Raw genomic sequence first — 26556 nt, 5'->3', positions numbered from 1 at the left:
GAACCTCGTGCTCGCTTTCATCGATCGCGTGAGTCTAGTCGAGGATCCGGCCTCCACAGGGCGGCCCAGCTCTCGCCGCCGCTCAGCCAGACGCCTTGCTCGCCGCCAGATAGGGCGCCAGACGGCGCGCCATTTCTTCGCCGAGGGCCTGCAGGCCGCTCATGGGACGGACCATCACCTCGAACTCGACGATCTTGCCGGCTTCGTCGAAGCGGATCAGGTCGATGCCCTTGATCTGCCGCTCGCCAACCCTTGCGCTGAACTCCAGCACCACGCTCAGGCCATCGGCGGTGACCAGTTGACGGTGATAGGCGAAGTCGCTGAACACCTTGAACACGGTATTGAGGATGGTCGAGACCACCGGCGCACCCGGATAAGGTGTATGGGCCATGGGCGAACGGAATACCACTTTCGAATCCAGCAGGTCAGGCAAGGCGCCCAGGTCACCCTGGGCCAGCATGGCGTGCCAGCGTTGCAGGGAGGCGGCAGCCTGGGGATGCAGTTTCAGATCGGACATGGTGTTCTCCTGTCACTTGCAGGGGGGTCGGGGAGCTGTCGTTCGACGGCGATTGACCGAGCCACCATAAGCGCCGCGCGCCGGGCGCAACAATGATCGCAAGTGACACTTGACTGATCGCAACGAGCAATCCGCGTGCTGGCTTTCTTCAGGGCTGGCAGAGCCGCTCGAACAATTTGGCGTGCCGCGGGAAGCGTTCGCTGAGCTGGCGCTTGCAGCCCAGCTGCATGTCCGCGTAGTCGAACCCGGGGCACACCGCTTCGCTGATCAGGCCGTAGCCCGCCGCGCCGGGCAGCAGCCGCGAAGCCTTCCATACACCGCCGGGAACGTGAAGCTGCAAGCACTGACCGGCCCGCACGTCGCTGCCCATCACCCGGGTTTCCAGGCGGCCATCCGGGAACACCAGGCAGTATTCGAGGGCATCCCCGAGGTGGAAGTAATGCAGGATGTCGGACTGGTTCAGATGAAAATGACCGATGGGCGAATCCCCGGTCAGCAGGTAATAGATGGAGGTCATCAAGTACCGCTGCCCGCCCGCACTGGCGAGCATCGGCCGCTGGTCCGTCTGGAAGGTCCGGCGGTAGTAACCGCCTTCCGTGTGCGGTTCCAGGTCGAGGGCGGTCAGCAGTTGTCGGGCGCTGCAAGCAGGCGTGGACGGGAGCGGGTCAGTCATGTCGGGGTCACAGGTCAGGGAGTTGCTCCCAGCGTAGCAGCGCCTCGCCCTGGCGCTGGCCCGACCTGGCGCATGGATGGCAGGTCGGGCCCTGGTCACTTACGCTCGCCGCGAGCCAGCTACCTTGCCGAGCGGCGCAGGCTTGCGCGACAGGTCCTTGCTCCGGCGCAGGTAGCGCACGACCCAGACCAGCAGCATGCCAAGGCTCAACAGCAGCGGAACCGCGGCGATATTGAGCATCTTCAAGGTCCTTCCAAGCTCATCGATATCGGCGTTCAGCTGGTATTGCACCTCGCGCAGTTCCTTGCGAATGCGGGTTTTCTCCTGCATGAACTGGCGCACCGTCGCCTGCTGTTCGGCGCTGAGGGTCTCGCCCTTGTCCGGCGAGCCCTGCAACTGCTGCAGCTTGCCTTCGGTTTCCTCGAGGCTCTCCTCGAGGGCGAAGCGCTTGGCGCGGAAGCTGGCTTCGGCCTCGCGGCGCAATTGCTCCACCACCACGAACGGACGACTGTAGGGGCCGCGCGAGCGCAGGCTGTTCAGGGCGTCCGAACCGGCGAGGTTGTCCAGGGTATTGAGCACGAAGGAGGCGTTGTCAGCCCATGGCCGCGCTGCCGGGCGCCCGTTGACGTCCTGCATTTCCAGCCACATCCGGTCGCTCAACAGGTCCGTATCGGCCACCACCACCAGGTTGACCTGCTGCGCCTCCTTGAGGCCGTCCTTGCGACCCTCGATGCCGTCGGCAAAGGCTGTGCGTACCGGGCCTTGCACCCGGGCGGCGATCACATAACGCTGGCTGGGCTGTTCCTGGTCGCGCAGCATCTGTTTGCGGTCGGCTGGTTTGTCGAAACGGTCCGCCTCGAAGGCCTTGGCCGAGTCGGAGCTGTACATCAGCGGGGTAAAGCGCGTGCTGGCGCCGGCCACCGGTTCGAGGATGCCGGCGGTGGTCAGGGCAATGAACTCCAGCCCGGCGGTACTCGGGTCCTGCTGGCTCAAGGCGGCTTGCGGTACACCCAGGGTGAACGGCCGCGGCAGCGGACGCCCGTCCTCCTCGGAACTCTCCAGCAAGGCATAGAGGTTGTCCCCCAGGACCTTGCCCGGCTGCATATGAATGCCCCAGGCCTTGAACAATGGCTCGAGATTGGAGGACTTGTCCTTGCTCTGGATGCCGAAGTACTCCTCGCCGGAGTCCTGTTCGCTGTAGGGATCGACGAAGGCCACCAGCTTGCCGCCGCGCAACACGAACTGATCGATGGCGTACAGGGTCGGCTGCGAGAGTTTTTTCGGGTGCAGCAACATCAGGATGTCGACGTCTTTCGGGATGTCCTGGGTATCGGGCTTGAGCTGTTGCAGATCGAACTCCCGACGCAGCTCCTGGAGCAGCATCCACGGCTCGGTCTTGCTCTGCGTGCGGATATCGAAGCCACCGTTGGCCGGCAGACTGCTCAAAAGGCCCAGGGTCGGGCGCTTGGGGTTGGCCAGGGTTTGCAGCAAGCGGCTGATGTCGTACTCGAGGAACTCTTCCTGGTCCGGCGCGAAAAACTCGATCGCTTGGGCGTTGTTCTGCTCATCGGTACCGGCCAGGCCGAAATACACGGGCGCCCCGCCCTGCCCCAGCGGCACGGCCTGCAGGCCGAACTCGGCGGCCTTGTCCTCTTCCGCGGAAAACGGCAGCGGGTCGATGACATGCAGGCGGATCTTGCCGTCGGCCTCGCGCTCGTAGACTTTGAGCAGTTCCTGGACCCGCTGGGCATAGCCGCGCATTGGCACCAGTTCCTTCGAGCCGCTGTCGGAAAAGTAGAAATACAGGTCGAGCGGTTGTTTCAGCTCCGCGAGAATCTGCCGGGTGCCAGCACTGATGGAATAGAGCTTGTTCTGGGTCAGGTCGAGCCGGACACCGGTGAGCAGCAGCCCTGTCACCAGATTGAAGGCCAGGAACAGCAGGGCAATCAGCAACAGGCCGGAAGTGGAATACAGCATGCGTTTCATCGAATCGTCCTCACTCGGCTTTCTTCAGGTTGACCGTCACCACCGTGGCCATCAGCCAGGCGACGATCACGCTGAGGAAATACAGCGGATCGCGCAGATCGATCAGTCCTTTGCTGATCGCGCCGAAATGCGTCAGCAGGCTCAGCGAGGCCAGCAAGTCCAACAGCCATTGCGGTGCCCACGGGTTGAGTGCATCCAGCACCAGGGAGAAACCGCAGGCAACGAACAGGAAACACACCATGAAGGCGAGGATCAGGGCGATCACCTGGCTCTTGGCCATGGCCGACATGCAGGAGCCGATCGCCAGGTAGGTGCCGGCGAGCAGCCAACTGCCCAGATAGCCGGTCAGTATCACGCCGTTGTCCGGGTTCCCCAGGTAGTTCACGGTGAGCACCATGGGCAGGGTCAACAGCAGGGTGATGCCGGCGACCACCCAGGCGGCGAGAAACTTGCCGACCACCGCTTCGAAACAGCTCACCGGCAGGGTCATCAGCAATTCGATGCTGCCGGACTTGCGCTCCTCCGACCACAGGCGCATGGCCAAGGCTGGCAACAGGAACAGATAGAGCCAGGGATGGACGTCGAAGAACGGCGCCAGGTCCGCCTGGTTGCGCTCGTAGAAACTGCCCAGGTAGAAGGTGAAAACGCCCGAGAGCACCAGGAAGATCTCGATGAACACGAAGGCCAGCGGCGTGGCGAAATAACTGCCCAGCTCACGTTTGAAAATCACCGGTAACTGTCTCATGCCGACTCTCCCCGGGTCAGGGTCTGGAAGACCTCGTCAAGACGACCCTGCTCCAGTTCCAGGCGCTTCATCTTCCAGCCACGCGCGGTCACCAGCGCGTTGACCTGAGGGAAAATCACCTCACCGGGCCGCGCCAGCAGCGTCAGGCTGCCCTCGGCCGGGTTCTCCTCGACACCCGCCACGCCCGGCAATACCACCAGGGCCAGCAGGTCCAGCGGCTCGTCGGCCTGCAAGGTCACCGCCTGGCGATAGCGCGAACTGCGCTCCAGCTCGTACGGCGTGCTGTCGGCCAGCAAGCGGCCATTGCTGATGATCAGGGCGCGGTTACAGACGGCCGAGACTTCTTCGAGGATGTGGGTCGAGATGATCACGATCTTGTCCTGGCCCAAGTCCTGGATCAGTTGGCGAACCAGTTGCTTCTGGTTCGGGTCGAGGCCGTCGGTGGGTTCGTCGAGAATCAGCACCCGCGGATCGTGGAGGATCGCCTGGCCCAGGCCGACCCGGCGGGTGAAGCCCTTGGACAGGGTCTCGATGGTCTGCCGGCGGACGTCACCGAGCTCCAGCAGGTCGATCACCCGGTCCACCCGCTCACGCTTCTGCGCACCGCGATAGCCGCGAACACTGGCAATGAACTCAAGAAAGCCCTGTACCACCATGTCGCTGTAGCTGGGTGCGCCTTCCGGCAGGTAGCCCATCTGCTGCTGGGCATGGCGGGTCTGGGTGCGGATGTCGAACCCCAGGATGCTCGCGGTGCCGGAGGTCGGCGCCAGAAAGCCGGTGAGCATTTTCATCGTGGTGGATTTGCCTGCACCGTTTGGCCCAAGAATCCCCAGAACTTCTCCCGGGCCGATATGACAGGACAGATCGTCGACCGCGACCTGCCCGGAAAAAGACTTGGTTAGTTTGGATATTTCGATCATGGCTTCCAGGTTCAGCAAGAGAAGTCTGAGGTGAACAGCTAAAAGCCATTCATATTCAGCAGGGGGTTGAGATTGGATAGTTGCAACAGGATCAACAGCTGTGTTGTGCCGGAATGGGCGCAATACAATACACGCTGGTATTTTTAATGAGGGTGTAAATCCATATGAATAAGACCATTCAATAGAATTATAAGATTTATCCTATGCAATCGGAGTATTGCTCTTAACGCCAGCCGACATTATTTCCTAGTATCCTAGCACTCATGTTTTTACTTGAGTTTACTGGGTGACATATGCTCTTACGCACTATCTTCATTGAAAACAAAGAGCAGCAAATGCTGACAGCGGCTTTGCTCTGCAGTTTTTCTGTTCCAGAAGCAGGTCGAAACTTTCTCGCCTATAGCCTGAACGAAAGTCTTGATGACGATAACCTGCGCGTCTATATCGCCTTGTTATTCAACGAAGGGGGCAATTACTGCCTGGGGGCCCTGGACTCGGACGAGGACGGGCAACTGGCGATTCGCGTGTTCAGCCAGATCCTGCGCGAGGCAGCCACCGGCGAACACCGTGAAAGCGATGTGCCCTACCATCTGCTGGACCTGAACAAACAACAGTTACCCCCTGCCGCCGCCGCGGACCATCGCCTGTTGAGCACCAAGAAAGAGTGGATCGCCAAGCTGCTGAGCTTTCAGAATTCGGCTCAATTCGGCCCGGCGGCCGAGCATTTGCCCACAGCCATCGATGACCAGCAACTCGACGCTGCCCTGGCGCAGCTCGACGAACAGGCAAACGACAGCGCCGAGCAAGAACACCACGAATCCACCGCGGCTGCGGGCAGCTGCGCAACGCAAAGCCCCCAGCCAGATGCGCCCGAAGCCGAAATTCGCTACTCCGATGCCGGCCCCCTGCCAATACCGGACGAACAGCAGTCCCCGGTCGAACCCCAGGATGAAGCCTGGCCTTTCCCGGGCACCGACCCCGAGCACTTCCTGCAGGATGTCGAGGCGAGCCTGATGGAGTTTTCCAGCATCGCCAATCGGCTCAAGCAACAGAAACTGCAAAGCCAGGCGCAACAGCAGACCCTGGACTCCAGAGAGTCCCAACTGCAGGAGAAAGAGCGCGCGTTCGAACAGAAGGAAGAGCAGTTACAGCAACTGCAACGGCAACTTGATGAAGATCGGCAATCCGACAGCACGGTACGGGCGCAACAAGAAGCGCGTCAGTGCGAACTGGATAAACGCGAAGAAGCATTGCAGCAAAAAACCAGGGAGCTGGCGGAGCAATTCAAGAAGCTCAACCATGCCAAGGACAACTTCAACAACACCCTTAGAAGCCTCAACGAGGTCATTCGGCTCAACGAGGATGCGCTGTCCGAATAAGCTTTTCTTGCTCACCGGACAGACTCTAATTACTACCAGGGTCGGTAAACCTGAAGCGGCTAATTATAAATTTCCAGACTTTGCCAAAGGGGCGTTATTCAGATAGCGGTCTTTGACTTTCTCGATATAACCATCACGGCGCATGGCCTCTATGGCCTTCGCAACATGGGTCACGACCTCGGCGTCGCACACTTTGGAACAAGCGAGGTACAGCTCATGACTCACCATGGGTGGGCTCATCAACAGCGGCCGGCTGGAGACGCGTTTCCAGATATACCGGCTTTCCTGAACCCCGTTGAACCAGGCGTCCACCCTGCCCTTCAACAACAATTGCGCGGGGTTCTCGCCGATCTTGATCGCATAGATCTGCTCCGGGGCGAAGCCTTTGCTGCGCAGGATTTCTTCCTGGGCACTGCCCAACCCCACGGCGATGGCCTTGAAACGCTGCCGGGCTTCTTCGAAGCTCGTCACTTTATGCTCGAGGCTGAAAAACGCCCGATCCATCGGCATGATCGGGGCAATCCAGGTGTAGCGATCTTCCCGCTCGGGCGTGCGGCTAAGCGGCGCAATCAGGATGTTGTCATTTTCGATGGCGTATTTCTGCGCCCGCGCCCACGGCAGGGTTCTGGGTTCGCTGGCATATCCACTGTTGTTCAGTGCCCGCAGAACAATGTCGCCGACTATGCCGTGACGATCGCCCTGATTGACCATGGTCAGGGGCGGCGCGTCCGGGATCAGAAACTCGAGGGCTTCGTGCGCCTCGAGCACAGGAATCGTTCCCGGGAATAGCGGCAGTAACAACAGGCTGAAAAGAGCAACGCCTTTGGCGGGTGTTATGTCAATCACACAACGAGCCTCTTGTTGGCTTCTATTCGTTATTGAATGGCCGGTGGTTATTCAGCGGTGAATGAGAGCAGTGTTATTGCCAGCGTCTTCCCTCTCCCGGATTCCGCCGACAATAGCGCCGGTTTTTTCCACATGGTTTGACTTCAGGCAAACGATCGAGCACCGCTACAAGCCCGACGGAGTATACGACGGGAACGCCATGGTCCTATCAAAGGTCGTATCGGTCGCCATGGTCGAGCGCCCCGAAGGTGTCAAGGCAGCAAGATCAAGCGTCCACGGATCGGCGGTGTGCAAACGGATGCTCCTTGGTTCAGGTGGTGCTTGAAAAACAGCGGCATCTGCAAAGGCAGAAAACTCTCTTGGCCAAATGACTTTCATCCATGTTATCCGCGAAAAAGAAGCCCTTGGGGATGCTGTAACAGGGGTTTTCCCGATCAACTAGTGGCGAAGTCTGAACACTGGCTGTCTAGGTGAAAGATAAACGCTCCGTTGGCCTTTTTTTCATGTTCGTTTCACATTTTTCCGCTTAACCTGAATCCATTCATAGACGCAGGAAATCAGCCCGGTCATCTAATCGAAACAAAAGCTAACACACTGATATGGCTTTACTTTTACCCCGCATGGTCTTTACTGCAATCAGGCATGGACGACCACACCGACCTCACTTATGGACGTACTTCAATGACCGAACCAAAAACGCCTTTTTTGAATAGTCCCAGCTGTGGCACAGGCGCTTTTTCTTCTTTCGATTGCTGAAATCCTTTTTCCCGAGGTCTCAATGAACCAGGCTTTCCTTCCTTTCTCGCGTCCGAGTATTGGCGATGAAGAGATCGCTGCGGTCGAGCAGGTTCTACGCTCTGGCTGGATCACCACCGGACCGAAAAACCAGGAGCTCGAGCAGCAATTCGCCGCGCGGGTCGGCTGCCAGCACGCGGTGGCATTGTCATCGGCCACCGGCGGCATGCACATTACCCTGCTGGCGCTGGGCATCGGCCCGGGCGACGAGGTGATCACCCCCTCGCAGACCTGGGTTTCCACGGCCAACATGATCTGCCTGCTGGGGGCGACGCCGGTCTTCGTCGATGTCGATCCGCACACCCTGATGACCGATGCCGCCACGATTGAAGCGGCGATCACACCACGGACCAAAGCGATCATCCCGGTGCATTACGCCGGTGCCGCCTTCGACCTCGACCCGCTCTACGCCCTGGCCGACAAACACGGCATCGCAGTGATCGAGGATGCCGCCCACGCCGCCGGCACCGCCTATCGCGGTCGGCCCGTCGGCGCCCGGGGCACGGCGATCTTTTCCTTCCATGCGATCAAGAACATGACCTGCGCCGAAGGCGCGATGTTCGTCAGCGACGACGAGGCCCTGGCCAACCGGGTGCGCATGCTCAAGTTCCACGGCCTGGGCGTCGACGCCTATGACCGCCTGACCCACGGGCGCAAGCCCCAGGCCGAGGTGATCGAGCCCGGCTTCAAATACAACCTGGCGGATATCAATGCCGCCATCGCCCTGGTGCAGTTGCAGCGCCTTGACGCGATCAATCGCCAGCGTGAAATCCTGGCCAAGGCCTACCTGGAGCAACTGCGCGATCTGCCGGTGCAACCGCTGCACCTGCCGCAGTATCCGCAACAACATGCCTGGCACCTGTTCATCCTGCGCATCGACGCCGAGCGTTGCGGCATCGATCGCGACGGATTCATGAAGGCCCTGCAGGAGCAAAATATCGGCAGCGGCATCCACTTCGTCGCCACTCACCTGCACAGCTATTACCGCCAGCGCTTCCCGGATGTGCATTTACCCAACACCGAATGGAACTCGGCACGCCTGTGCTCGATTCCGCTGTTCCCCGACATGACCCTCGACGATGTCGAGCGGGTCGTCGGCGCCATCAAAACCTGTCTGGACTGAAACCTTGAAACCTTATCCAATCCAGTTCGTGTCGATCGTCATTCCGGTCTACAACGAAGAAGAAAGCCTGCCCGAACTGCTGCGGCGCACTGAAGCGGCCTGTCGCCAGCTCAAGCACGATTTCGAGATCGTCCTGGTGGACGATGGCAGCCGCGACGAATCGGCACAGATCCTCGAGGAAGCAGCCGGACGCGAAGGCAGCCCGGTGGTGGCGGTGATCCTCAACCGCAACTACGGCCAGCACGCGGCGATCATGGCCGGTTTCGAGCAGTGCCGTGGCGACGTGATCATCACCCTGGACGCCGACCTGCAGAACCCGCCGGAAGAAATCCCGCGCCTGGTGGCCCAGGCCGAGCTGGGCTACGACGTGGTCGGCACGGTGCGCAACAATCGCCAGGACTCCGCCTGGCGCCGCTGGCCGTCGAAGCTGATCAACCTCGCCGTGCAACGCTCCACTGGCGTGGCCATGAACGACTACGGCTGCATGCTGCGCGCCTACCGCCGCAGCGTGGTCGACGCCATGCTCGCCTGCCGCGAACGCAGCACCTTCATCCCGATCCTGGCCAACAGCTTCGCCCGCCACACCACCGAGGTGCTGGTGAACCACGCCGAGCGTGAACACGGCGACTCCAAGTACAGCCCGATGCGCCTGATCAACCTGATGTTCGACCTGATCACCTGCATGACCACCACGCCGCTGCGCCTGTTGAGCATCATCGGTTTCAGCATGGCCGGCCTCGGCGTGCTGTTCGCCCTGCTGCTGATCTTCCTGCGCCTGGTGTTCGGTTCCGAATGGGCCGGCGACGGTATGTTCGTGCTGTTCGCCATCCTGTTCGTGTTCACCGGTGGCCAGTTCATCGGCATGGGCCTGTTGGGCGAATACCTGGGCCGCATGTACAGCGATGTGCGTGCCCGTCCACGCTTCTTCATTGAAAAAGTTCTGCGCAGCCAGCCTGCCGCCCCTGCTCCCGCTGTCACGGTCGACGGTCTAACTTCCACTCTCTCCGATCAGGTTTCGCCATGAGTCATAAAGCTGTTGTCTTCGCCTACCACGATATCGGCTGCGCGGGCATCGAAGCCCTGCTCAACGCGGGTTATGAAATCGGCGCGGTCTTCACCCATGCCGACGATCCGAAGGAAAACACCTTCTACGGCTCCGTGGCCCAACTGTGCTCGCTAAAAGGCATCCCGGTGCATGCCCCGGACGACGCCAACCACCCGCTGTGGGTCGAGCGCATCGCCAAACTCAACCCCGACTACATCTTCTCCTTCTACTATCGCAACCTGCTGAGCGAAGCGCTGCTGGCCACCGCCAGCAAGGGCGCCTTCAACCTGCACGGTTCGCTGCTGCCGAGCTACCGGGGCCGCGCGCCGGCCAACTGGGTGCTGGTCAACGGCGAAAGCGAAACCGGCGTGACCCTGCACCGCATGGTCAAGCGCCCGGATGCCGGGGCGATCGTTGCCCAGCAGCGGGTGGCCATCGAACGCAGCGATACCGCGCTGAGCCTGCACGGCAAGCTGCGCGATGCCACCGCCAGCCTGCTGCGCGACACCCTGCCCGCCCTGGCGCAAGGCAAGGTCAGCGAAACCGCCCAGGACGAATCCCGGGCCAGCTACTTCGGTCGCCGTACCGCGGCTGATGGCAAGCTGCTGTGGAGCCAGCCGGCCGAGCAACTGTTCAACCTGGTGCGGGCCGTGACCAAGCCTTACCCGGGCGCGTTCTGCGCCGTGGGCGAGCACAAGCTGATCGTCTGGAGCGCCGAGGTCATCAAGGGCAACGAAGGCCAGGCCCCGGGCCGGGTGATCAGCGTCGACCCGCTGCGCATCGCCTGCGGCCAGGACTCGCTGCTGATCAACGCCGGCCAGCGCAACGACAACGGCCTGTACCTCAGCGGCCCGCAACTGGCCAACGAGCTGGGCCTGGTGGATGGCTCGCTGCTGCGCGGCGCCGAATCCGGTCGTGCCCCGCGGCGCACCCGGGTGCTGATCCTCGGCGTCAACGGTTTCATCGGCAATCACCTGTCCGAGCGCTTGCTGCGTGACGACAAGTACGAGGTCTACGGCCTGGATATCGGCTGCGACGCCATCGAGCGCCTGCGCAACCATCCGCATTTCCACTTCGTCGAAGGCGACATCAGCATTCACTCCGAGTGGATCGAGTACCACATCAAGAAGTGCGACGTGGTCCTGCCGCTGGTGGCCATCGCCACCCCGATCGAATACACCCGCAACCCGCTGCGTGTGTTCGAGCTGGACTTCGAAGAGAACCTCAAGCTGGTCCGCTACTGCGTCAAATACAACAAGCGCGTGATCTTCCCGTCGACCTCCGAGGTCTACGGCATGTGCCAGGACCGGAACTTCGACGAAGACAGCTCCAACCTGATTGTCGGCCCGATCAACAAGCAACGCTGGATCTACTCGGTGTCCAAGCAACTGCTGGACCGGGTGATCTGGGCCTACGGCAGCAAAGGCCTGAACTTCACCCTGTTCCGTCCGTTCAACTGGATGGGGCCGCGCCTGGATCGCCTGGATTCGGCGCGCATCGGCAGCTCCCGGGCCATCACCCAGCTGATCCTCAACCTGGTGGAAGGCACGCCGATCCGCCTGTTCGACGGTGGCGAGCAGAAGCGTTGCTTCACCGACATCGCCGACGGCATCGAAGCCCTGGCGCGCATCGTCGACAACGAAAACGATGTGTGCAACGGCCAGATCATCAACATCGGCAACCCGGACAACGAAGCCAGCATCCGCCAGTTGGGCGAAGAGCTGCTGCGTCAGTTCGAGGCCCATCCGCTGCGTGGCAACTTCCCGCCGTTCGCCGGTTTCCGCGAGGTCGAGAGCAAGTCCTTCTACGGTGCCGGTTACCAGGACGTGGAACACCGCAAGCCGAGCATCGCCAACGCCAAGCGCCTGCTGAACTGGGAGCCGACCGTCGAGATGAAGGAAACCATCGGCAACACGCTGGACTTCTTCCTGCGCGAAGCCATGCTCGAAATCGCGGAGCACTCTAAAGAAGAAGCATGTTGATGCAGGCAGGTCTGCGAATCGATGTCGACACCTATCGCGGTACCCGTGAGGGGGTGCCGCGGTTGCTGGAACTGCTCGACGAGGCCGGGATCAAGGCCACCTTCTTCTTCAGCGTCGGCCCGGACAACATGGGGCGCCACCTGTGGCGCCTGATCCGCCCGCAGTTTTTGTGGAAGATGCTGCGCTCCAACGCCGCCGGTCTTTATGGCTGGGACATCCTGCTGGCCGGCACCGCCTGGCCGGGCAAGCCGATCGGTCGCGACCTCGGGCACCTGATGCGCCAGGCCCGGGAGGCCGGCCATGAGGTCGGCCTGCACGCCTGGGATCACCACGGCTGGCAGGCCAATGCCGGGCGCTGGAACCAGGCGCAGCTGATCGAGCAGATCCGTCAGGGCGTCGACACCCTCAATGACATTCTCGGCCAGCGCGTCGATTGCTCGGCCGCCGCCGGCTGGCGCGCCGACGAGCGTGTGATCGAGGCCAAGCAGGGCTTCGGTTTTCGCTACAACAGCGATTGCCGCGGCACGTCGATCTTCCAGCCCCGGCTGGCGGATGGCGGCCTGGGCGCCCCGCAGATTCCGGTCGATCTGCCGACCTTCGACGAAGTGGTCGGGCCCGCCGTCGCGGCCCATGACTTCAACACATTCATCCTGGACCGGTTCAGCCCTGACAGGCTCAACGTCTACACCATTCACGCCGAGGTCGAAGGGATTCTGATGGCCAACGATTTTCGTCAATTGCTGGCGCAAGCCCGCCAGCGCGACATTCATTTCACTACCCTGGGCAACCTGTTGCCCGCCTCCTTGCAGAGCCTGCCCCAGGGGCAGGTCATTCGTGGCGCCCTCGAGGGCCGCGAAGGCTGGCTGGGGGTGCAAGGCGCATGACCAGACGCTGGGCCCTGCCTCTTCTATTGATTGCCTTCGGCCTGTTCTACCTGCTGCCAATGGCCACCCACGGTTTGTGGATTCCCGATGAAACCCGCTATGCGCAGATCAGCCAGGAAATGCTCCTGACCGGCCATTGGGCATCGCCGCATTTCATGGGCATCCGTTATTTCGAGAAGCCGGCCGCCGGCTACTGGATGATCGCCCTCAGCCAGGCGCTGTTCGGCCAGAACCTGTTCGGCGTGCGGGTCGCTTCGGCCCTGAGCATGGGCCTGAGCGTACTGCTGGCCTATTTGATGGCCAGGCGGCTGTGGAACGACCCGCGCAAGAGCCTGGTCTGCGCCCTGCTGTACATGAGTTTCTGCGTGGTGGTCGGCGCCGGTGGTTATGCCAACCTCGACCCGCAGTTCACCTTCTGGGTCAACCTGAGCCTGGTGGCCCTGTGGTTCGCCCTGGACAACCAGACACTGCGTGGCCGTCTGCTGGCCTGGGCCGGCCTGGGCTTCGCCTGCGGCATGGGCTTCATGACCAAGGGTTTCCTCGCCTGGCTGCTGCCGGTGCTGATCGCCCTGCCCTACATGTTCTGGCAGAAACGCCTGCGCGAACTGTTCATCTACGGCGGCGTCGCGGTGCTGGTGGCGATTGTCGTGAGCCTGCCGTGGGCCCTGGCGGTACATGCCCAGGAAGCGGATTACTGGCGGTTCTTCTTCTGGCATGAACACATCCGCCGCTTTGCCGGTGACGATGCCCAGCACGCCTCGCCATGGTGGTACTACCTGCCGTTGCTGGTGGCGTTCAGCATGCCCTGGGTCCTGGTGCTGCCGGGCGCCTTGAAGCAGGCCTGGCAGACCCGGCGCCAGGCGAGCATCGGTTTCCTGCTGCTGTGGCTGATCCTGCCGCTGGCGTTCTTCAGCCTGAGCAAGGGCAAGCTGCCGGCCTATATCCTGCCGTGCCTGCTGCCCCTGGCGCTGTTGATGGGCAATAGCCTGAGCGACCGGCTGCACGCCGGGCAAACCCGGATCATCCGCCTCAACGCTGTGCTCAACCTGGTGCTGGGCCTGTTGCTGCTGTTGGCGCTGGTGTACTTCCAACTGAAGAAGCCGCTGTACAGCAACGAGCCCGGGCATCTGGTGCTGGTGTTCCTGGCCCTGCTTGGCTGGAACATGAGCAACCTGCTGCCAGCCTTCCGCCCGTTGCAACTGTGGGCCGCGCCGGCGCTCGGCAGCTGGCTGTTCATCGCCCTGCTGCCCGCCGGCCTGCCGAACTCGGTGGTCTACAACAAGATGCCGGATCAATTCATCATCGATCACGCCGAGGAACTCGCGAAGAGCCACACCCTGGTGAGCAACGACCTGGGCGCCGCCTCGGCCCTGGCCTGGCGCCTCAAGCGCCCGGATATCGCCTTGTACAACACGACAGGCGAAGTGAAATATGGCCTGGCCTATCCTGACACCCAGCATCGCTATATCGACCTGCGCAAGGTCGGCGAATGGATGCCCGAGGCCCGCAAGCAAGGCCAGGTGGGCGTGGTGATGCGGGTCAATGGCGACGAGCACTACGAAATCGATCTGTTGCCGCAGGATTTCAAACGTTATGACCAGGGCAATCTCGTGATCCTGATCTTCCCTCAGAGCCAGCCATGAGCCTGTTGCTGCTGCTCGCCGCCTGCCTGCTGACCTGCCTGGGCCAGATCGCGCAGAAGTTCGCCGTGGAAAGCTGGCGTGGCCAGCCCTCCGGCGCGCTCGCCAAACTGCGCTCGCCCTGGCTGTGGCTGGCCCTGGCCAGCCTCGGCCTGGGCTTGCTGGTGTGGTTGCTGGTGCTGCAGCGGGTCGAGGTTGGCATCGCCTACCCGATGCTGAGCCTGAACTTCGTGCTGATCACCCTGATCGCCCGCTTCGTCTTCCATGAAGCCATCGACCGCCGCCACTGGCTGGGCGTCGCGCTGGTACTGGCAGGCGTGCTGCTGTTGAGTCGCCACGCATGAGCCGGGCTCTGGGCTTCACCTTCGCCATGGGCAGCGTGCTGCTGGTCAGCGCCGCGCAACTGGGCATGCGCTGGAGCATGACCCGCCTGCCGGTACCCGCGGACTGGCTGGCGGCGCTGTCCGGCGGCCAGGTCGACCTGCTGGCGCTGGGCGTGGTGCTGGCGGCGATCCTCGCCTATGTCCTGTCGATGCTCTGCTGGCTGCTGGCCCTGCGCGACCTGCCGCTGGGCCGGGCCTATTCCCTGCTCAGCGTCAGCTACGCCCTGGTCTACCTGCTGGCCGCCAGCCTGCCACTGTTCAACGAACCGTTCAGTCTCTCGAAAACCCTGGGGGTGGCGCTGGTCATCCTCGGCGTCATTACCATCAACTCACGACCTGCTCCCGCGACAAGTCCCAGGAATACCCCATGAAAATCAGCGTATTTGGAAGTGGTTACGTCGGCCTCGTACAGGCCGCCGTGCTGGCCGAAGTCGGCCACGATGTCATCTGCATGGACATTGACGAACACAAGGTCCAGCAGCTGCAACAGGGGCACGTCAGTATCTTCGAGCCCGGGCTGTCGAGCCTGGTGCGCGACAATCTGGAAAGCCGGCGCCTGAGTTTCACCAGCGACGAAAAGCTCGCGGTGCAACATGGCCAGGTGCTGTTTATCGCGGTCGGCACGCCGTCCAGCGAGGACGGCTCGGCCGACCTGCGCTACGTGCTGTCGGTGGGCGACGCCGTGGCCCGGCACCGCGAGCAGCCGGTGATCCTGGTGGAGAAATCCACGGTGCCGGTAGGCACTGGCGACACCTTGAAAGCCCATATCGAAAAGGCCCTGGACGGGCGCGCCCTGCAGTTCGATATCGTCTCCAACCCGGAATTCCTCAAGGAAGGCTCGGCGGTGTCCGACTGCCGCCGACCGGACCGGATCATCGTCGGCTGCGAGCGCGAAGAAGTCCGCGACGTGATGCGCGACCTGTACGCACCGTTCAACCGCAACCATGACCGCATCATGTTCATGGACCTGCGCAGCGCCGAGCTGACCAAGTACGCCGCCAACTGCATGCTGGCGACCAAGATCAGCTTCATCAACCAGATCGCCGAGCTGGCCGAACACCTGGGGGCCGACATCGAGTCGGTGCGCCTGGGGATCGGCGCCGACTCGCGCATCGGCTATCACTTCATCTACCCGGGCTGCGGTTATGGCGGCTCGTGTTTCCCCAAGGACATGCGCGCGCTGATCCACAGCGCCGAGCAGGCCCATTGCTCCAGCGACCTTTTGCAAGCGGTGGAAGCCATTAACGAACGCCAGAAACACAAGCTGTTCGAGCGCATCAACGCCTTCTACAAGGGCGACCTGAAAGGCAAGACCTTCGCCCTCTGGGGCCTGGCCTTCAAGCCCAACACCGACGACATGCGCGATGCCCCCAGCCGGGTGCTGCTCGAATCCCTGTGGGCCGCCGGCGCCAATGTGCGCGCCTTCGACCCGGAAGCCATGCAGGAAACCCAGCGCCTGTACCCCGACGAACCGAAGCTGATGCTGATGGGCACCCCGGAATCGGTGCTCAACGACGCCGACGCGCTGATCATCTGCACCGAGTGGCAGCAGTTCAAGGCGCCGGATTTCCAACTGCTGCAACAGCGCCTCAAGGCCCCAGTGATCTTCGACGGACGCAACCTGTACGACGCCGAGCGCCTGGCCCGCAATGGCTTCACCTACTTCCCGATCGGCCGCGGCGAGTCGCGCCAGCTGCCGATTCCTCATCGACAATGGGCCGACGCCAGGGCCAAGGCCTGAATGCCCAGGGCCGGCAGCACGCCTTCCAGCACCCTGCATTGGCAAGCCTGGGGGCTGGGGCTGCTGGCCCTGCTGCTGTTTTGTGCCAACACCGGCCAAGTGGCGGTGATCGGCTTCGATTCGCGCTTCGTGCTGTTCGCCAAGGAAATGCTGCGCCATGGGCCGGGCTTTTTTCCCACCACCTATGGCCAACCCTATGCTGACTACTCCAGCGCCTCGACCCTGCTGATCGACCTGTTCGCCCTGGCCTCGGGCCGGGTCACGACCCTCGCGGCCTGGCTGCCCACGGCCATCGCCGGGGCGCTGATCGTCAACCTCATGTACCGTCTGCTGGCGCCCAGTTCGAAAACCTGGGCCTTGACCAGCATCGCCCTGCTGTTGCTCAGCAGCACCTTCATCAGCGAAACCCGCGCCATCTCCCTCGACCTGATGCTCACCGCCATCGCCCTGGCGGTGTTTTACCTGGGGTATGCCCACGATCACTTCGCCGCGCCGCGCCGCCTGTGGCTGATCCTCGCGTTGCTGGTCGCGGGGTTCGCCATTCGCGGGCCGATCGGCCTGGTGATTCCCTGCGGCATGCTGTGCAGCTATTACCTGCTCGAAGGCCAGTGGCGACGCATGCTGGTCTTCGGTGGCAGCGCCCTGCTGTTGTTGCTGGCATGCGTGGCGCTGTTGCTGTGGCTGGCCCGGCTGAGTGGCGGCCCAACCTTCATGCAGGAGGTGATCCGCATGCAGTTCACCGGGCGCATGGATGGCAGCGAAGGCAGCAGCGGCCCGTTCTATTACTTCAGCAGCTCCCTGGGCAACTATGCCCTGGCCTACCCGCTGGCGATCCTGACCTGGCTGGCGGTGTGGCTTGGCCCCCGCGAGCAGCAGGATCGCGCGCGCAGGCTGCTGGTGCTGTGCAGCGCCGCGGCCCTGCTAGTGTTGATCGGCCTGTCGATTCCCCAGGCGAAAAAAGCCCGCTACCTGCTGCCGATGTTGCCCATGCTGGCGATCGTCGCGGCCTATCCCTTCCACGACGTCCAGGGCCGCAGCCTGGCCTGGTTGCGCCGGGGTATCCAGGGCCTGTGGCTGCTGATACCCGGATTACTGATAGCCGCGTTGCTGGTGGCGCAGCGGCGCTTTGCCGAACCCTTGGCCGGCTTGAGTCCTCTGCTGGTGTTGCTCGGCGGTTTGCAGCTGGCGGCGCTGGGCCTGTTGCGCATGCCGCGCTGGCGGATTGGCGGCCTGGCCCTGGGCGCCGTGCTGGCCGTCTGGAGTGCCTATATCCTTGGGTTCGAGCCGCTGGCCCGGCAGCTCTACGACACCCGCACCTTCACCCTGGCCGCCTGGAAGCTGATCGAGCAAGACCCGGCCCCAGTGGTGCTGCACCATATGGGCAAGGACGCCAAGGCCATCAAGTTCATGGTCCACCTCGACCAGGACCTGCAGCCGCTGTTCACCGAGCGCCCCGAAGCCCTTGCAGCCATACCAGGCCCGGCCTGGGTGATCATGGATCAAAGCGATCTAGCGACGCTCAAGGCCACGCCGTTGGCGCGACTGACCCCGGTGCTCGGCGGGCGTTTCGACAAGAACGACTACGTCATGCTGCACCTGCCCGCCACCACGCCCCCCTGAACGGTTGATCGGTCGCGCCCTGGCTCCTTACACTCGCGCCCCATGACTCTGCAAATCCGCCTGGCCACAGAGGCCGATGCCCCCCTGCTCCCTGCCATCGAACGCAGCGCCGCCGCGCTGTTTCGCCGCGACCCCGAACTGGCCTGGCTGGCCGACGCCGAGGTGTCCGACGCCGCGCAGCACCGCGCACATATCCGCCAGCAGCGGGTGTGGGTGGCGGTGCTCGACCAAGAGGTGTGCGCCTTCCTCGACGCCGAAGCCTGCGCCGACGCGCTGCATATCTGGGAGATCTCGGTCGCCAGCGCCGCCCAAGGGCGCGGCATCGGCCGCCGCCTGCTGCAGACGGTGGGCGAACAGGCCCGTCAGCAGGGGTTTACCGCCCTGACCCTGAGCACCTTTCGCCAGTTGCCGTGGAATGAACCCTTCTACCAGCGCTGCGGTTTCGTCACCCTGGACACCGAGCAATTGGGGCCGCGCCTGCGGCAGGTGCTGGCCGAGGAAGCTCGCCATGGCCTGCCGGCGGCCCGGCGCTGCGCCATGCGCCTGACACTGCCTGCCCACCCCATGCAACTGTAGGAGCGAAGCTTGCTCGCGATGACGGCCTGACAGGCCACATCGCCGCCGTTGAATGTGCCGGCCTTATCGCGAGCAAGCTTCGCTCCTACGGAAGATGGGTGCGGTATTTGAGATGGGGTGCGGGCCTGTCTTGAAGTGCTCGCGCAACTGTCAGAGGATGGCAAGCCTGGGGCTCCAGGATCGCTAGGGATTGTCGCCCACTCAGACAACAAGGACTCGTGCACCACCGTGGCCACTTACTCGCTGGTTATCCGCCGCCTGATGATCTGCTCGCTGACCATTGTCGTCAGTCGCGCCATCACCAGTCCCCTGCTCACCCTGTTCCTCAGCGAAAAACTCGGCCTCGACCAGCAGGACGTCGGCCTGCTGCTGGGGGTCGCGGTGTTCATCGCCACGCTGCTCGCGCTGTATGGCGGCTACATCCTCGATCGCCTGGACAAGCGCCGGCTGCTGATCCTGAGCATGCTCTCCAGCGGCATCGGCTTTGTACTGCTGACCTTCGCCCACAACCTCTACCTGACCACCGCGATCCTGGTGATCACCGAAACCGCCTCGGCGCTGTTCCTGATCGGCTCCAAGGCGATCATCAGCGAAAACCTGCCGGTGAGTCAGCGGGCCAGAGTGTTCTCCCTGCGCTACACCCTGACCAATATCGGCTACGCCACCGGCCCCATGCTCGGCGTGGTGATCGCCGGGCACCTGCCGCTGGCGCCGTTCCTGATCGCCGGCGCCATCGCCTTTCTCAGCACCCTGCTGATGCGCGGCATTCCAGCCACACCGGGCCTGCCCTCGCTGAGCAAGCCGCAGAGTTTCCTCGACACCCTGGTGACCCTGAAAAACGACCGCACGCTGATCATGTTCACCTGCGGCTGCCTGCTCAGCACTATCGTCCACGGGCGTTTCACCCTGTACCTGTCGCAGTACCTGCTGGTCACCGAAGACGCGAAAAGCGCCCTCGACACCATGGCCGCCCTGCTGGCCTGCAACGCCATCAGCGTGATCCTGCTGCAGTACCAGATCGGCCGTTTCCTCAAGCGCGAACAGCTGCGCTACTGGATCGCCGTCGGCACCAGCCTGTTCATCCTCGGCCTGATCGGCTTCAGCCTGGCCGACAGCCTGCTGGGCTGGTGCCTGGCGATGTTCGTCTTCACCCTTGGCGAGATGATCATCTACCCGGCGGAATTCCTGTTCATCGACACCCTGGCGCCCGAGGCCCTGCGCGGCAGCTATTACGGCGCACAGAACCTCGCGGCCCTGGGCGGCGCCTTGAGCCCGGTGATCTGCGGCTACCTGCTGGTGCATACCCCGGCGCCGACCATGTTCTATGCCCTGAGCAGCTTGACCGCCTTGGGCGGCCTGCTGTGTTTCATGAGCGGACGGCGGGTGGCCCAGGCCGCCACAGTACAAAAATAATGCACTTAAACAGCATTATTATGAATTTGTAGGCGCTTGGTTTGATCGGCACACTGTGCCGGTTCCTCCCCCCAACTGTTGGAACGTTTCAGGGCTTTCTGGTGCTCCAGACAAGCCCTTCTTTTTGCCCGCAAAACCGGAATTGGATCGCTTCGTCATGCTCGCTCGCTGGAAACCCGCCGCCATCAATACCCGCCCCTCGGAATGGAGCCGCGCCGCGATCGGCATGGCCTTGGGCACGCTGTTCAGTGTCTGGTTGTGCGGCCGGGTGTTCGGCATGGAGGTGGCGCTGCACCTGATCGGTCCGCTGGGGGCCTCGGCGGTGCTGCTGTTCGCGGTGTCGTCGGGGGCGCTGGCGCAACCCTGGTCGATCCTCGGCGGCTACCTGTGCGCCGCGGTCCTGGCGTTGCTGGTGGCCCATGTGCTCGGGCGCACCCTGGGCAGCGCCTGCCTGGCCGCCGGCATGTCCCTGGTGCTGATGTGCTGGCTGCGCTGCCTGCATCCGCCGGCCGGCGCCGTGGCCCTGACGATGGTGCTGGCCGACCCGGCCACCATCGCCCTCGACTGGCAGGCCCTGGGCCCGGTGATGCTGGCGGCCCTGTGCCTGTTGCTCAGCGCCCTGGCCTACAACAACCTGACCCGCATCCGCTACCCCAAGGGCCAGAGCGAACCCGCGACCCAACTGCCCGTCGATCAGCCGCCGAGCGATACCCAGGCCATCACCGCCGCCGACCTCAAGCTGGCGCTGGATGAAATGCAGGAGTTCTTCGACGTCACCCCGCAAGATCTGGAACAACTGATCCACGCCAGTGAGGCCCATGCGCGCCGGCGCAGTATTGGCGAGGTGTTGGCGCCGCGGGTGTGAGCCAACGACCCAGCTGGATCGTTGGCGACTGCTGCGCAGTCGATCGCAGCCTCGCGGGCTCGGCAGCGGCTACACAGGCTCCGCAATCCCTGTAGCCGCTGCCGCAGGCTGCGATCGAGCGCGAAGCGGTCGTAAAACCAGGCGCCGCGTTTTCAAGATTGCCCCAACTCAGATCATCGGGTCCCAACGCTGCGACCAGTCGGTGTCGCTGGCGATGACTTCGCGCAGCACCTCGAAGGCCTGCTGCAGCTGCGCCGAATCCCGTTCGCGGGCGTACAGCAGGTAGGTCGGGAAGTTGAACTCCGGAGCCTTTTCCACCCGTTCCAGCACACCGCTGTCCAGGTAGCTTTGCACCACCCGGGTGCGGAAGTAGCCGCTGCCGCCGCCTTCGAGAATGAACTGCAAGGCCAGCGGCCCGAGGTTGAAACCCACCGCGGCCTTGGCCTGGTCCGGCAGCGCCGCGTCGTGCTGGCGACGGAAATCCTCGCCCCAATCGATGTACACATAAGGCTCGGGTTTGCCGGCCAGGCGCACCAGGATCAGCTTTTCCTCCAGCAACTGCTCGACCTGCAACCCCGGCCCGTACACCGGCTGGAACACCAGCGCGGCATCCAGCACGCCGAGTTCCAGCTGGCGTTGCAGGCTCGCGCCCTCGGCGATCTGGCTGCGCACCGCGTGGCTGGGAATCGCCTGGCGCAAGCGCCTTACCCAGTTGAGCATCAGCGGGTTGCAAAGGCTGACTTCACCGCCGATGTGCAGCACGTTGCGATAACCGGCCAGCAGCGGCAGGTCGCGCTGGGCGGCTTCCCAGGTCTGCACCAGCTGGTTGGCGTAGACGATGAACGCCTCGCCGTCGGCCGTCAGCCGGGCTCCGGCGCGGTTACGCACGAACAGCTTGCAGTTCAGCTGGCCTTCGAGGTTCTGCACCCGGGCGCTGATCGCGGTCTGGGTCAGGTGCAGGCGTTCGGCCGCGGCGATCAGGCTGCCGCTGCGGACGATTTGCAAAAAGGTGCGGGCCAGGTCGATGTCCATGTTGCCTCTGGGTCACGAAAGTCGAGCGCCATTGTAGCGAGCCTCGGCCATCGAACCAGGTTTTCAACTCTTGCCCGGGACTGACCATGACAAGCTGACAGCTGGATAACAGCCACGACATGTTGCAGTAAGCTTAGTTGTTTCCAACTCCGGCAACACCGCGACTTTACTGACGCCGTACAAATAATGTCTTATTTGTCAGGTTACTTCGTGAAATATCTTCCCCGACCCGACAAACAATATTTTCACAAAAACCCCACTTAACCTCGACACAACTCCTCGAAGAATTAACGGGCTCGCCATTCTGGGAATTGTCGATGTCGCAATCATTAAAAACCTCCTTCAATCATTATCTGCAGCAACTTTCCCGATATGCCCTGGTCGGCGTTCTCGCCACCTTGAGTCATTACGCGTTGTTCCTGGCCCTGCTCGCGTGCATGCCGGCGCTGCTGGCGAGCCTGCTGGGGGCCGGCCTGGGCACCTGGGTCAGCTACCAGGGCAACCGGCGCTGGACCTTCTCCCGGGCGGACCGCCAGGCCAGGGCGGATCAGGCCCTGCGGTTCTGCCTGACGGCCGCTGGCTACAACCTCGGCAATGCCTTGCTGATGCTGTTTTTGCTGCGCTTCGAACCTGACTCGCCACTGCTGATGCAAGTGCTCAGCACCCTCTGCCTGACCCTGGTCAGTTACTGGATAAACCGAACCTGGACTTTTAAAAATGAAGTTGCCTAGTTGCGTTCAACCAGACACGCACGACATGCTCAGCGTTATTATCTGCTGTTATAACGAAGCTCATGTCCTGCCCGAGTTTCATCGCCGCCTGATGTTGGTGATGCAGACACTTCCGGTAACTTACGAAGTATTGTATGTGAATGACGGGAGCCAGGATGGCAGTTGCGACTTATTGGAAGCGTTCTGCCACATGCCCGCTGTACGTTGCCTCAACTTGAGTCGCAACTTCGGCAAGGAGTCGGCGATGTCCGCCGGGCTCGATCATGCCACCGGCGATGCGCTGCTGTTTATCGATGCCGACTTGCAGGACCCGCCGGAACTGATTCCGCTGATGGTCCGCCAATGGCTGGCCGGCAACGACATCGTCAACATGCAGCGCAGCGACCGGCGCAGCGACACCGCGGGCAAGCGCCTGAGCGCCCGGCTCTACTACAAGCTGATGAACCTGCTGGTGGACAAGTACCCGGTGCCGCCGGACGTCAGCGACTTTCGCCTGATCGGCGCCGCGCCCCTGCACGCGCTGCGCGCCATGCCCGAGCGCGCCACCCTGATGAAAGGCCTGGTCAACTGGCTGGGCTTCAAGAGCGTGGAAATCCCCTACGAACGGGCGCGCCGCGGCGCCGGTGAGTCCAAATGGAGCCCCATGGCACTGGTGGACCTGGCCATGGAAGGCGTGCTGGCGTTCTCCCGCAAACCCCTGCGCTGGTTCAGCGTGCTCAGCCTGGCGGCCCTGCTGCTGACCGGCGGCTACCTGCTGCGCCAGTGGCTGATCGAGGCCTTCGACGTGCATCACCTGATCCTCGGCGCATTGGCCCTGGCCCTGGTGGGAATCGCCATGGTCGGCGAGTACATCGGCGCCACGCTGGTCGAGGTCAAGCGCCGCCCCCTGTATTTCCTGCGCAGCACCTTTGGCGGTTTTCCCCGGCGGCTGGAAGCACCGCCCAGCCTGCAGTCCAACGAACAAGACGAGATCCGATGAACAACCTTTCAACCCGCCACCTGTGGTGGCTGCTGCTCGGCATCCTGGGCCTGCGCCTGATGACCCTCGGCCTTTACCCCCTGATGGACACCTCGGAAGCGCGCTACGCCGAAATGGCGCGCAAGATGCTCGAACTCGACGACTGGGTAACCCCAATGTTCGACTACGGCGTGCCTTTCTGGGGCAAACCGCCGCTGGCCTTCTGGACCCAGGCCCTGGGCATGCAGTTACTGGGCATCAACGAGTTCGCCGCGCGCTTGCCCGCCTGGCTGCTGCATGTCGGCAGTTGCCTGATCGTCATCCGCTTCGCCCGCGAGGAATACGACGAACGCACAGGGCTGGTGGCGGCCATCCTGTTTTCCAGCTCCAGCCTGGGCCTGGTCTCGGCGGGTGTGGTGCTGACCGATCCGGCCCTGGGCTTCGCCGTGCTGCTGGCCGGTTATGGCTTCTGGCGCGGCACCGTGCATGGCGACCGGGCCTGGGCCCTGGCCGGCTACTTCGGCCTCGGCCTGGGGCTGCTGGCCAAGGGACCGCTGGCGCTGGTGCTGATGGGCGTCCAGGCGGGGCTCTGGACCTTGCTGAACAAACAATGGCGCGCCCTCCGGGCCCTGCCCTGGTTCAGCGGCCTGACGCTGATGCTGCTGGTGGCGCTGCCCTGGTATGTATGGACCGAACTGCGCAGCCCCGGGTTTCTCGATTACTTCCTGGTGGGCGAACACTGGAAACGCTATGTGATCAGCGACTGGGCCGGCGACCTGTATGGCAGCGCCCATGCCCGCCCGACCGGCAGCATCTGGCTGGACCTGCTGCTGGCGCTGTTCCCCTGGAGCCTGTTCCTGCCCCTGCTGTACGGGGTCTATCGGCAGCAGGCGGGCATGCGTCCCAGCCTGAGCTTCATCAGCCTGTGGGCGCTCACCACCCCGCTGTTCTTCACCTTCTCCGGCAACATCCTCTGGACCTATGTGCTGCCCGCCCTGCCCGCCTGGTGCCTGCTGCTGGCGCTGGCCCTGCGCACGCGCTTGAACGCCCCCGGCAAACTGGTGGCCGGCCTGGCGCTGGCCCTGCCCCTGGGGATGACGGTCGCGGTGGTCGAGGGCGGAACCTTCCAGCGCCCACAGAACCAGCAAGCCCTGGCCCGGGCCTGGAGCGACCTGCAAGCGACCGAGGCCGCGCCGCTGTACTACTGGGGGCGGCGCTCCTATTCAGGGGAGTTCTACAGCGCGGGGCAGGCGCGGCGGGTCAAGGACCTCGCGGAGTTGCCCGCCAGCGGCGCCTTCTACCTGGCGCGCCGGGCCAAGGACTTGGACCGGGATCGCGCGCAGCTGCAACCCCTGGGCTGCGAGGAGCGGCTGCGGGCCAGCCAGAGCGTGCTGTTCAAGTGTTCCGGGCGTTGAAGGCAGGCCATGGGCGGCGCTGTCGCGAGCCCCGCGCGCCCATGCAAAAATGCACAGCCAACCTGCAGTTATCCGGGTTGTACATGGCAAATTTGCACTGTTACGATCCCTCATCGTTCGCGCGCGAACACACCTATAAAGAACAATAAAAGCAGGGAGTTAGTGATGACTGCTCAGGTTCCATCCCAGGCCACGCGAGACGCCGGCGCCACGTCGGTCGAGGCCTCGCCACAGGACGTGCTGGCCGAAGTCCGCAACCATATCGGTCACCTGACCCTCAACCGCCCCGCCGGCCTCAATGCCATCACCCTCGGCATGGTGCGCACCCTGCAGCGCCAGCTCGATGCCTGGGCCCAGGACCCGCAGGTGCACGCGGTGGTCCTGCGCGGCGCCGGCGAAAAGGCCTTCTGCGCCGGCGGCGATATCCGCACCCTGTACGACAGCTACCAGAACGGCCAGACCCTGCACGAGGAATTCTTCGTCGAGGAATACGCGCTGGACCTGGCGATCCACCGTTACCGCAAGCCGGTGCTGGCGCTGATGGACGGTTTTGTCCTCGGCGGCGGCATGGGCCTGGTCCAGGGCGCCGACCTGCGGCTGGTCACCGAGCGCAGCCGCCTGGCGATGCCGGAAGTGGCCATCGGTTATTTCCCGGATGTCGGCGGCAGTTATTTCCTGTCGCGCATCCCCGGCGAGCTGGGCATCTACCTGGGGGTCAGCGGCGTGCAGATTCGCGCCGCCGATGCCCTGTACTGCGGGCTGGCGGACTGGTACCTGGAGAGCGACAAGCTGAGCCTGCTGGACCAGCGCCTCGACAACCTGCAATGGCACGACACCCCGCTCAAGGACCTGCAGGGCCTGCTGGCCAAGCTCGGTGTGCAGCAACTGCCGGACGCGCCACTGGCGGCGCTGCGCCCGGCCATCGATCACTTCTTTGCCCAGGCCGATGTACCGAGCATCGTGCAGCAACTGCGCGAAGTGACCCTGGGCGATACTCATCAATGGGCCACCAGCACCGCCGACCTGCTGTCGACCCGCTCGCCCCTGGCCATGGCCGTGACCTTGGAAATGCTCCGGCGCGGCCGCCAGTTGAGCCTGGAACAGTGTTTCGCCCTGGAGCTGCACCTGGACCGCCAGTGGTTCGAGCGCGGCGACCTGATCGAGGGCGTGCGCGCCCTGCTGATCGACAAAGACAAGAACCCACGCTGGAACCCACCGACCCTGCAGGCGCTGGACGCCGCGCATGTGGCGAGTTTCTTCAGCGCTTTCGACCCCAGCCGGAGCTGA

General features: G+C 63.2%; 24 protein-coding genes. 17 read left to right on the top strand and 7 right to left on the bottom strand.

Going from position 1 to position 26556, the window contains the following annotated elements; translation table 11 throughout:
* Positions 1-82 precede the first annotated feature (82 nt).
* The 5 genes from CXQ81_RS17335 to CXQ81_RS17315 form a co-directional block, all read right to left on the bottom strand.
* Positions 83-517 carry a nuclear transport factor 2 family protein gene (locus tag CXQ81_RS17335; protein WP_007925678.1) on the bottom strand — a complete coding sequence of 145 codons (435 nt, stop codon included), beginning with the start codon at positions 515-517 and terminating at the stop codon, positions 83-85.
* A gap of 148 nt (positions 518-665) precedes the next feature.
* Positions 666-1190: a cupin domain-containing protein gene (locus CXQ81_RS17330; RefSeq protein ID WP_101337951.1), complete on the bottom strand. Its 525-nt coding sequence runs from the start codon at positions 1188-1190 to the stop codon at positions 666-668.
* 99 nt (positions 1191-1289) lie between these two features.
* The gene (locus CXQ81_RS17325) at positions 1290-3176 is read right to left on the bottom strand and encodes a Gldg family protein (RefSeq protein ID WP_101337950.1); all 1887 of its coding nucleotides are present in this window, start codon (positions 3174-3176) and stop codon (positions 1290-1292) included.
* A 10-nt stretch (positions 3177-3186) separates the two neighbouring features.
* Positions 3187-3921: an ABC transporter permease subunit gene (locus CXQ81_RS17320; RefSeq protein ID WP_007925681.1), complete on the bottom strand. Its 735-nt coding sequence runs from the start codon at positions 3919-3921 to the stop codon at positions 3187-3189.
* Positions 3918-4841, bottom strand: a complete 924-nt coding sequence (locus CXQ81_RS17315) for an ABC transporter ATP-binding protein (protein ID WP_101339431.1) — start codon at positions 4839-4841, stop codon at positions 3918-3920. The genes CXQ81_RS17320 and CXQ81_RS17315 overlap by 4 nt, the downstream gene beginning before the upstream one ends.
* A gap of 335 nt (positions 4842-5176) precedes the next feature.
* Here CXQ81_RS17315 and CXQ81_RS17310 point away from each other — a divergent pair, with 335 nt between their 5' ends.
* Complete coding sequence (locus CXQ81_RS17310; protein WP_256593364.1) at positions 5177-6220, top strand: hypothetical protein; 1044 nt, start codon at positions 5177-5179, stop codon at positions 6218-6220.
* A 63-nt stretch (positions 6221-6283) separates the two neighbouring features.
* On the opposite strand, the gene CXQ81_RS17305 is transcribed toward CXQ81_RS17310, so the two are convergent.
* Positions 6284-7066, bottom strand: a complete 783-nt coding sequence (locus CXQ81_RS17305; RefSeq protein WP_101337948.1) for an ABC transporter substrate-binding protein — start codon at positions 7064-7066, stop codon at positions 6284-6286.
* A gap of 778 nt (positions 7067-7844) precedes the next feature.
* Between CXQ81_RS17305 and arnB the strand changes: the two genes are divergently transcribed.
* The 12 genes from arnB (at position 7845) to CXQ81_RS17245 (ending at position 21133) form a co-directional block, all read left to right on the top strand.
* Positions 7845-8984, top strand: coding sequence for a UDP-4-amino-4-deoxy-L-arabinose aminotransferase (gene arnB / locus CXQ81_RS17300; protein WP_101337947.1), 1140 nt, complete (start codon positions 7845-7847; stop codon positions 8982-8984).
* 4 nt (positions 8985-8988) lie between these two features.
* Positions 8989-10008 (top strand): undecaprenyl-phosphate 4-deoxy-4-formamido-L-arabinose transferase, encoded by a 1020-nt coding sequence (arnC, locus tag CXQ81_RS17295; RefSeq protein WP_101337946.1) that lies wholly within the window; start codon positions 8989-8991, stop codon positions 10006-10008.
* Complete coding sequence (arnA, locus tag CXQ81_RS17290) at positions 10005-12011, top strand: bifunctional UDP-4-amino-4-deoxy-L-arabinose formyltransferase/UDP-glucuronic acid oxidase ArnA (protein WP_101337945.1); 2007 nt, start codon at positions 10005-10007, stop codon at positions 12009-12011. The genes arnC and arnA overlap by 4 nt, the downstream gene beginning before the upstream one ends.
* The gene (gene arnD, locus CXQ81_RS17285) at positions 12011-12895 is read left to right on the top strand and encodes a 4-deoxy-4-formamido-L-arabinose-phosphoundecaprenol deformylase (protein ID WP_007925697.1); all 885 of its coding nucleotides are present in this window, start codon (positions 12011-12013) and stop codon (positions 12893-12895) included. The genes arnA and arnD overlap by 1 nt, the downstream gene beginning before the upstream one ends.
* The gene (gene arnT, locus CXQ81_RS17280) at positions 12892-14538 is read left to right on the top strand and encodes a lipid IV(A) 4-amino-4-deoxy-L-arabinosyltransferase (RefSeq protein WP_101337944.1); all 1647 of its coding nucleotides are present in this window, start codon (positions 12892-12894) and stop codon (positions 14536-14538) included. The genes arnD and arnT overlap by 4 nt, the downstream gene beginning before the upstream one ends.
* Entirely contained in the window at positions 14535-14879 is a 345-nt protein-coding gene (arnE, locus tag CXQ81_RS17275) for a 4-amino-4-deoxy-L-arabinose-phosphoundecaprenol flippase subunit ArnE (protein WP_009043831.1), read from the top strand. The genes arnT and arnE overlap by 4 nt, the downstream gene beginning before the upstream one ends.
* Positions 14876-15289 carry a 4-amino-4-deoxy-L-arabinose-phosphoundecaprenol flippase subunit ArnF gene (arnF, locus tag CXQ81_RS17270; protein WP_101337943.1) on the top strand — a complete coding sequence of 138 codons (414 nt, stop codon included), beginning with the start codon at positions 14876-14878 and terminating at the stop codon, positions 15287-15289. The genes arnE and arnF overlap by 4 nt, the downstream gene beginning before the upstream one ends.
* On the top strand, positions 15286-16659 hold the full coding sequence (locus CXQ81_RS17265) for a UDP-glucose/GDP-mannose dehydrogenase family protein (protein ID WP_009043829.1): 1374 nt from the start codon (positions 15286-15288) through the stop codon (positions 16657-16659). The genes arnF and CXQ81_RS17265 overlap by 4 nt, the downstream gene beginning before the upstream one ends.
* Positions 16660-18279, top strand: coding sequence for a glycosyltransferase family 39 protein (locus tag CXQ81_RS17260; RefSeq protein ID WP_101337942.1), 1620 nt, complete (start codon positions 16660-16662; stop codon positions 18277-18279).
* A gap of 42 nt (positions 18280-18321) precedes the next feature.
* Positions 18322-18855 carry a GNAT family N-acetyltransferase gene (locus CXQ81_RS17255; protein WP_101337941.1) on the top strand — a complete coding sequence of 178 codons (534 nt, stop codon included), beginning with the start codon at positions 18322-18324 and terminating at the stop codon, positions 18853-18855.
* 228 nt (positions 18856-19083) lie between these two features.
* Complete coding sequence (locus CXQ81_RS17250) at positions 19084-20268, top strand: MFS transporter (RefSeq protein ID WP_087090997.1); 1185 nt, start codon at positions 19084-19086, stop codon at positions 20266-20268.
* A 157-nt stretch (positions 20269-20425) separates the two neighbouring features.
* Positions 20426-21133, top strand: coding sequence for an HPP family protein (locus CXQ81_RS17245; RefSeq protein WP_101337940.1), 708 nt, complete (start codon positions 20426-20428; stop codon positions 21131-21133).
* Between the two features lie 168 nt (positions 21134-21301).
* Here CXQ81_RS17245 and CXQ81_RS17240 read toward each other — a convergent pair whose 3' ends face one another.
* Complete coding sequence (locus CXQ81_RS17240; protein ID WP_007925718.1) at positions 21302-22165, bottom strand: LysR family transcriptional regulator; 864 nt, start codon at positions 22163-22165, stop codon at positions 21302-21304.
* 317 nt (positions 22166-22482) lie between these two features.
* Between CXQ81_RS17240 and CXQ81_RS17235 the strand changes: the two genes are divergently transcribed.
* From CXQ81_RS17235 to CXQ81_RS17220, 4 genes are all read left to right on the top strand, one after another.
* Entirely contained in the window at positions 22483-22896 is a 414-nt protein-coding gene (locus CXQ81_RS17235; RefSeq protein ID WP_007925720.1) for a GtrA family protein, read from the top strand.
* The gene (locus CXQ81_RS17230) at positions 22883-23875 is read left to right on the top strand and encodes a glycosyltransferase family 2 protein (RefSeq protein ID WP_101337939.1); all 993 of its coding nucleotides are present in this window, start codon (positions 22883-22885) and stop codon (positions 23873-23875) included. The genes CXQ81_RS17235 and CXQ81_RS17230 overlap by 14 nt, the downstream gene beginning before the upstream one ends.
* The gene (locus tag CXQ81_RS17225; RefSeq protein ID WP_101337938.1) at positions 23872-25269 is read left to right on the top strand and encodes a glycosyltransferase family 39 protein; all 1398 of its coding nucleotides are present in this window, start codon (positions 23872-23874) and stop codon (positions 25267-25269) included. Before CXQ81_RS17230 ends, CXQ81_RS17225 begins: the two co-directional genes overlap by 4 nt.
* A 165-nt stretch (positions 25270-25434) precedes the next feature.
* Positions 25435-26556 carry an enoyl-CoA hydratase/isomerase family protein gene (locus tag CXQ81_RS17220; RefSeq protein ID WP_101337937.1) on the top strand — a complete coding sequence of 374 codons (1122 nt, stop codon included), beginning with the start codon at positions 25435-25437 and terminating at the stop codon, positions 26554-26556.

It is taken from the genome of Pseudomonas sp. 09C 129 (assembly GCF_002843625.1).
Classification (GTDB): Bacteria; Pseudomonadota; Gammaproteobacteria; order Pseudomonadales; family Pseudomonadaceae; genus Aquipseudomonas; species Aquipseudomonas chlororaphis.
The sequence above is the reverse complement of the archived record's forward strand: the minus strand, read 5'-3'. Positions and strand labels throughout refer to the sequence as shown.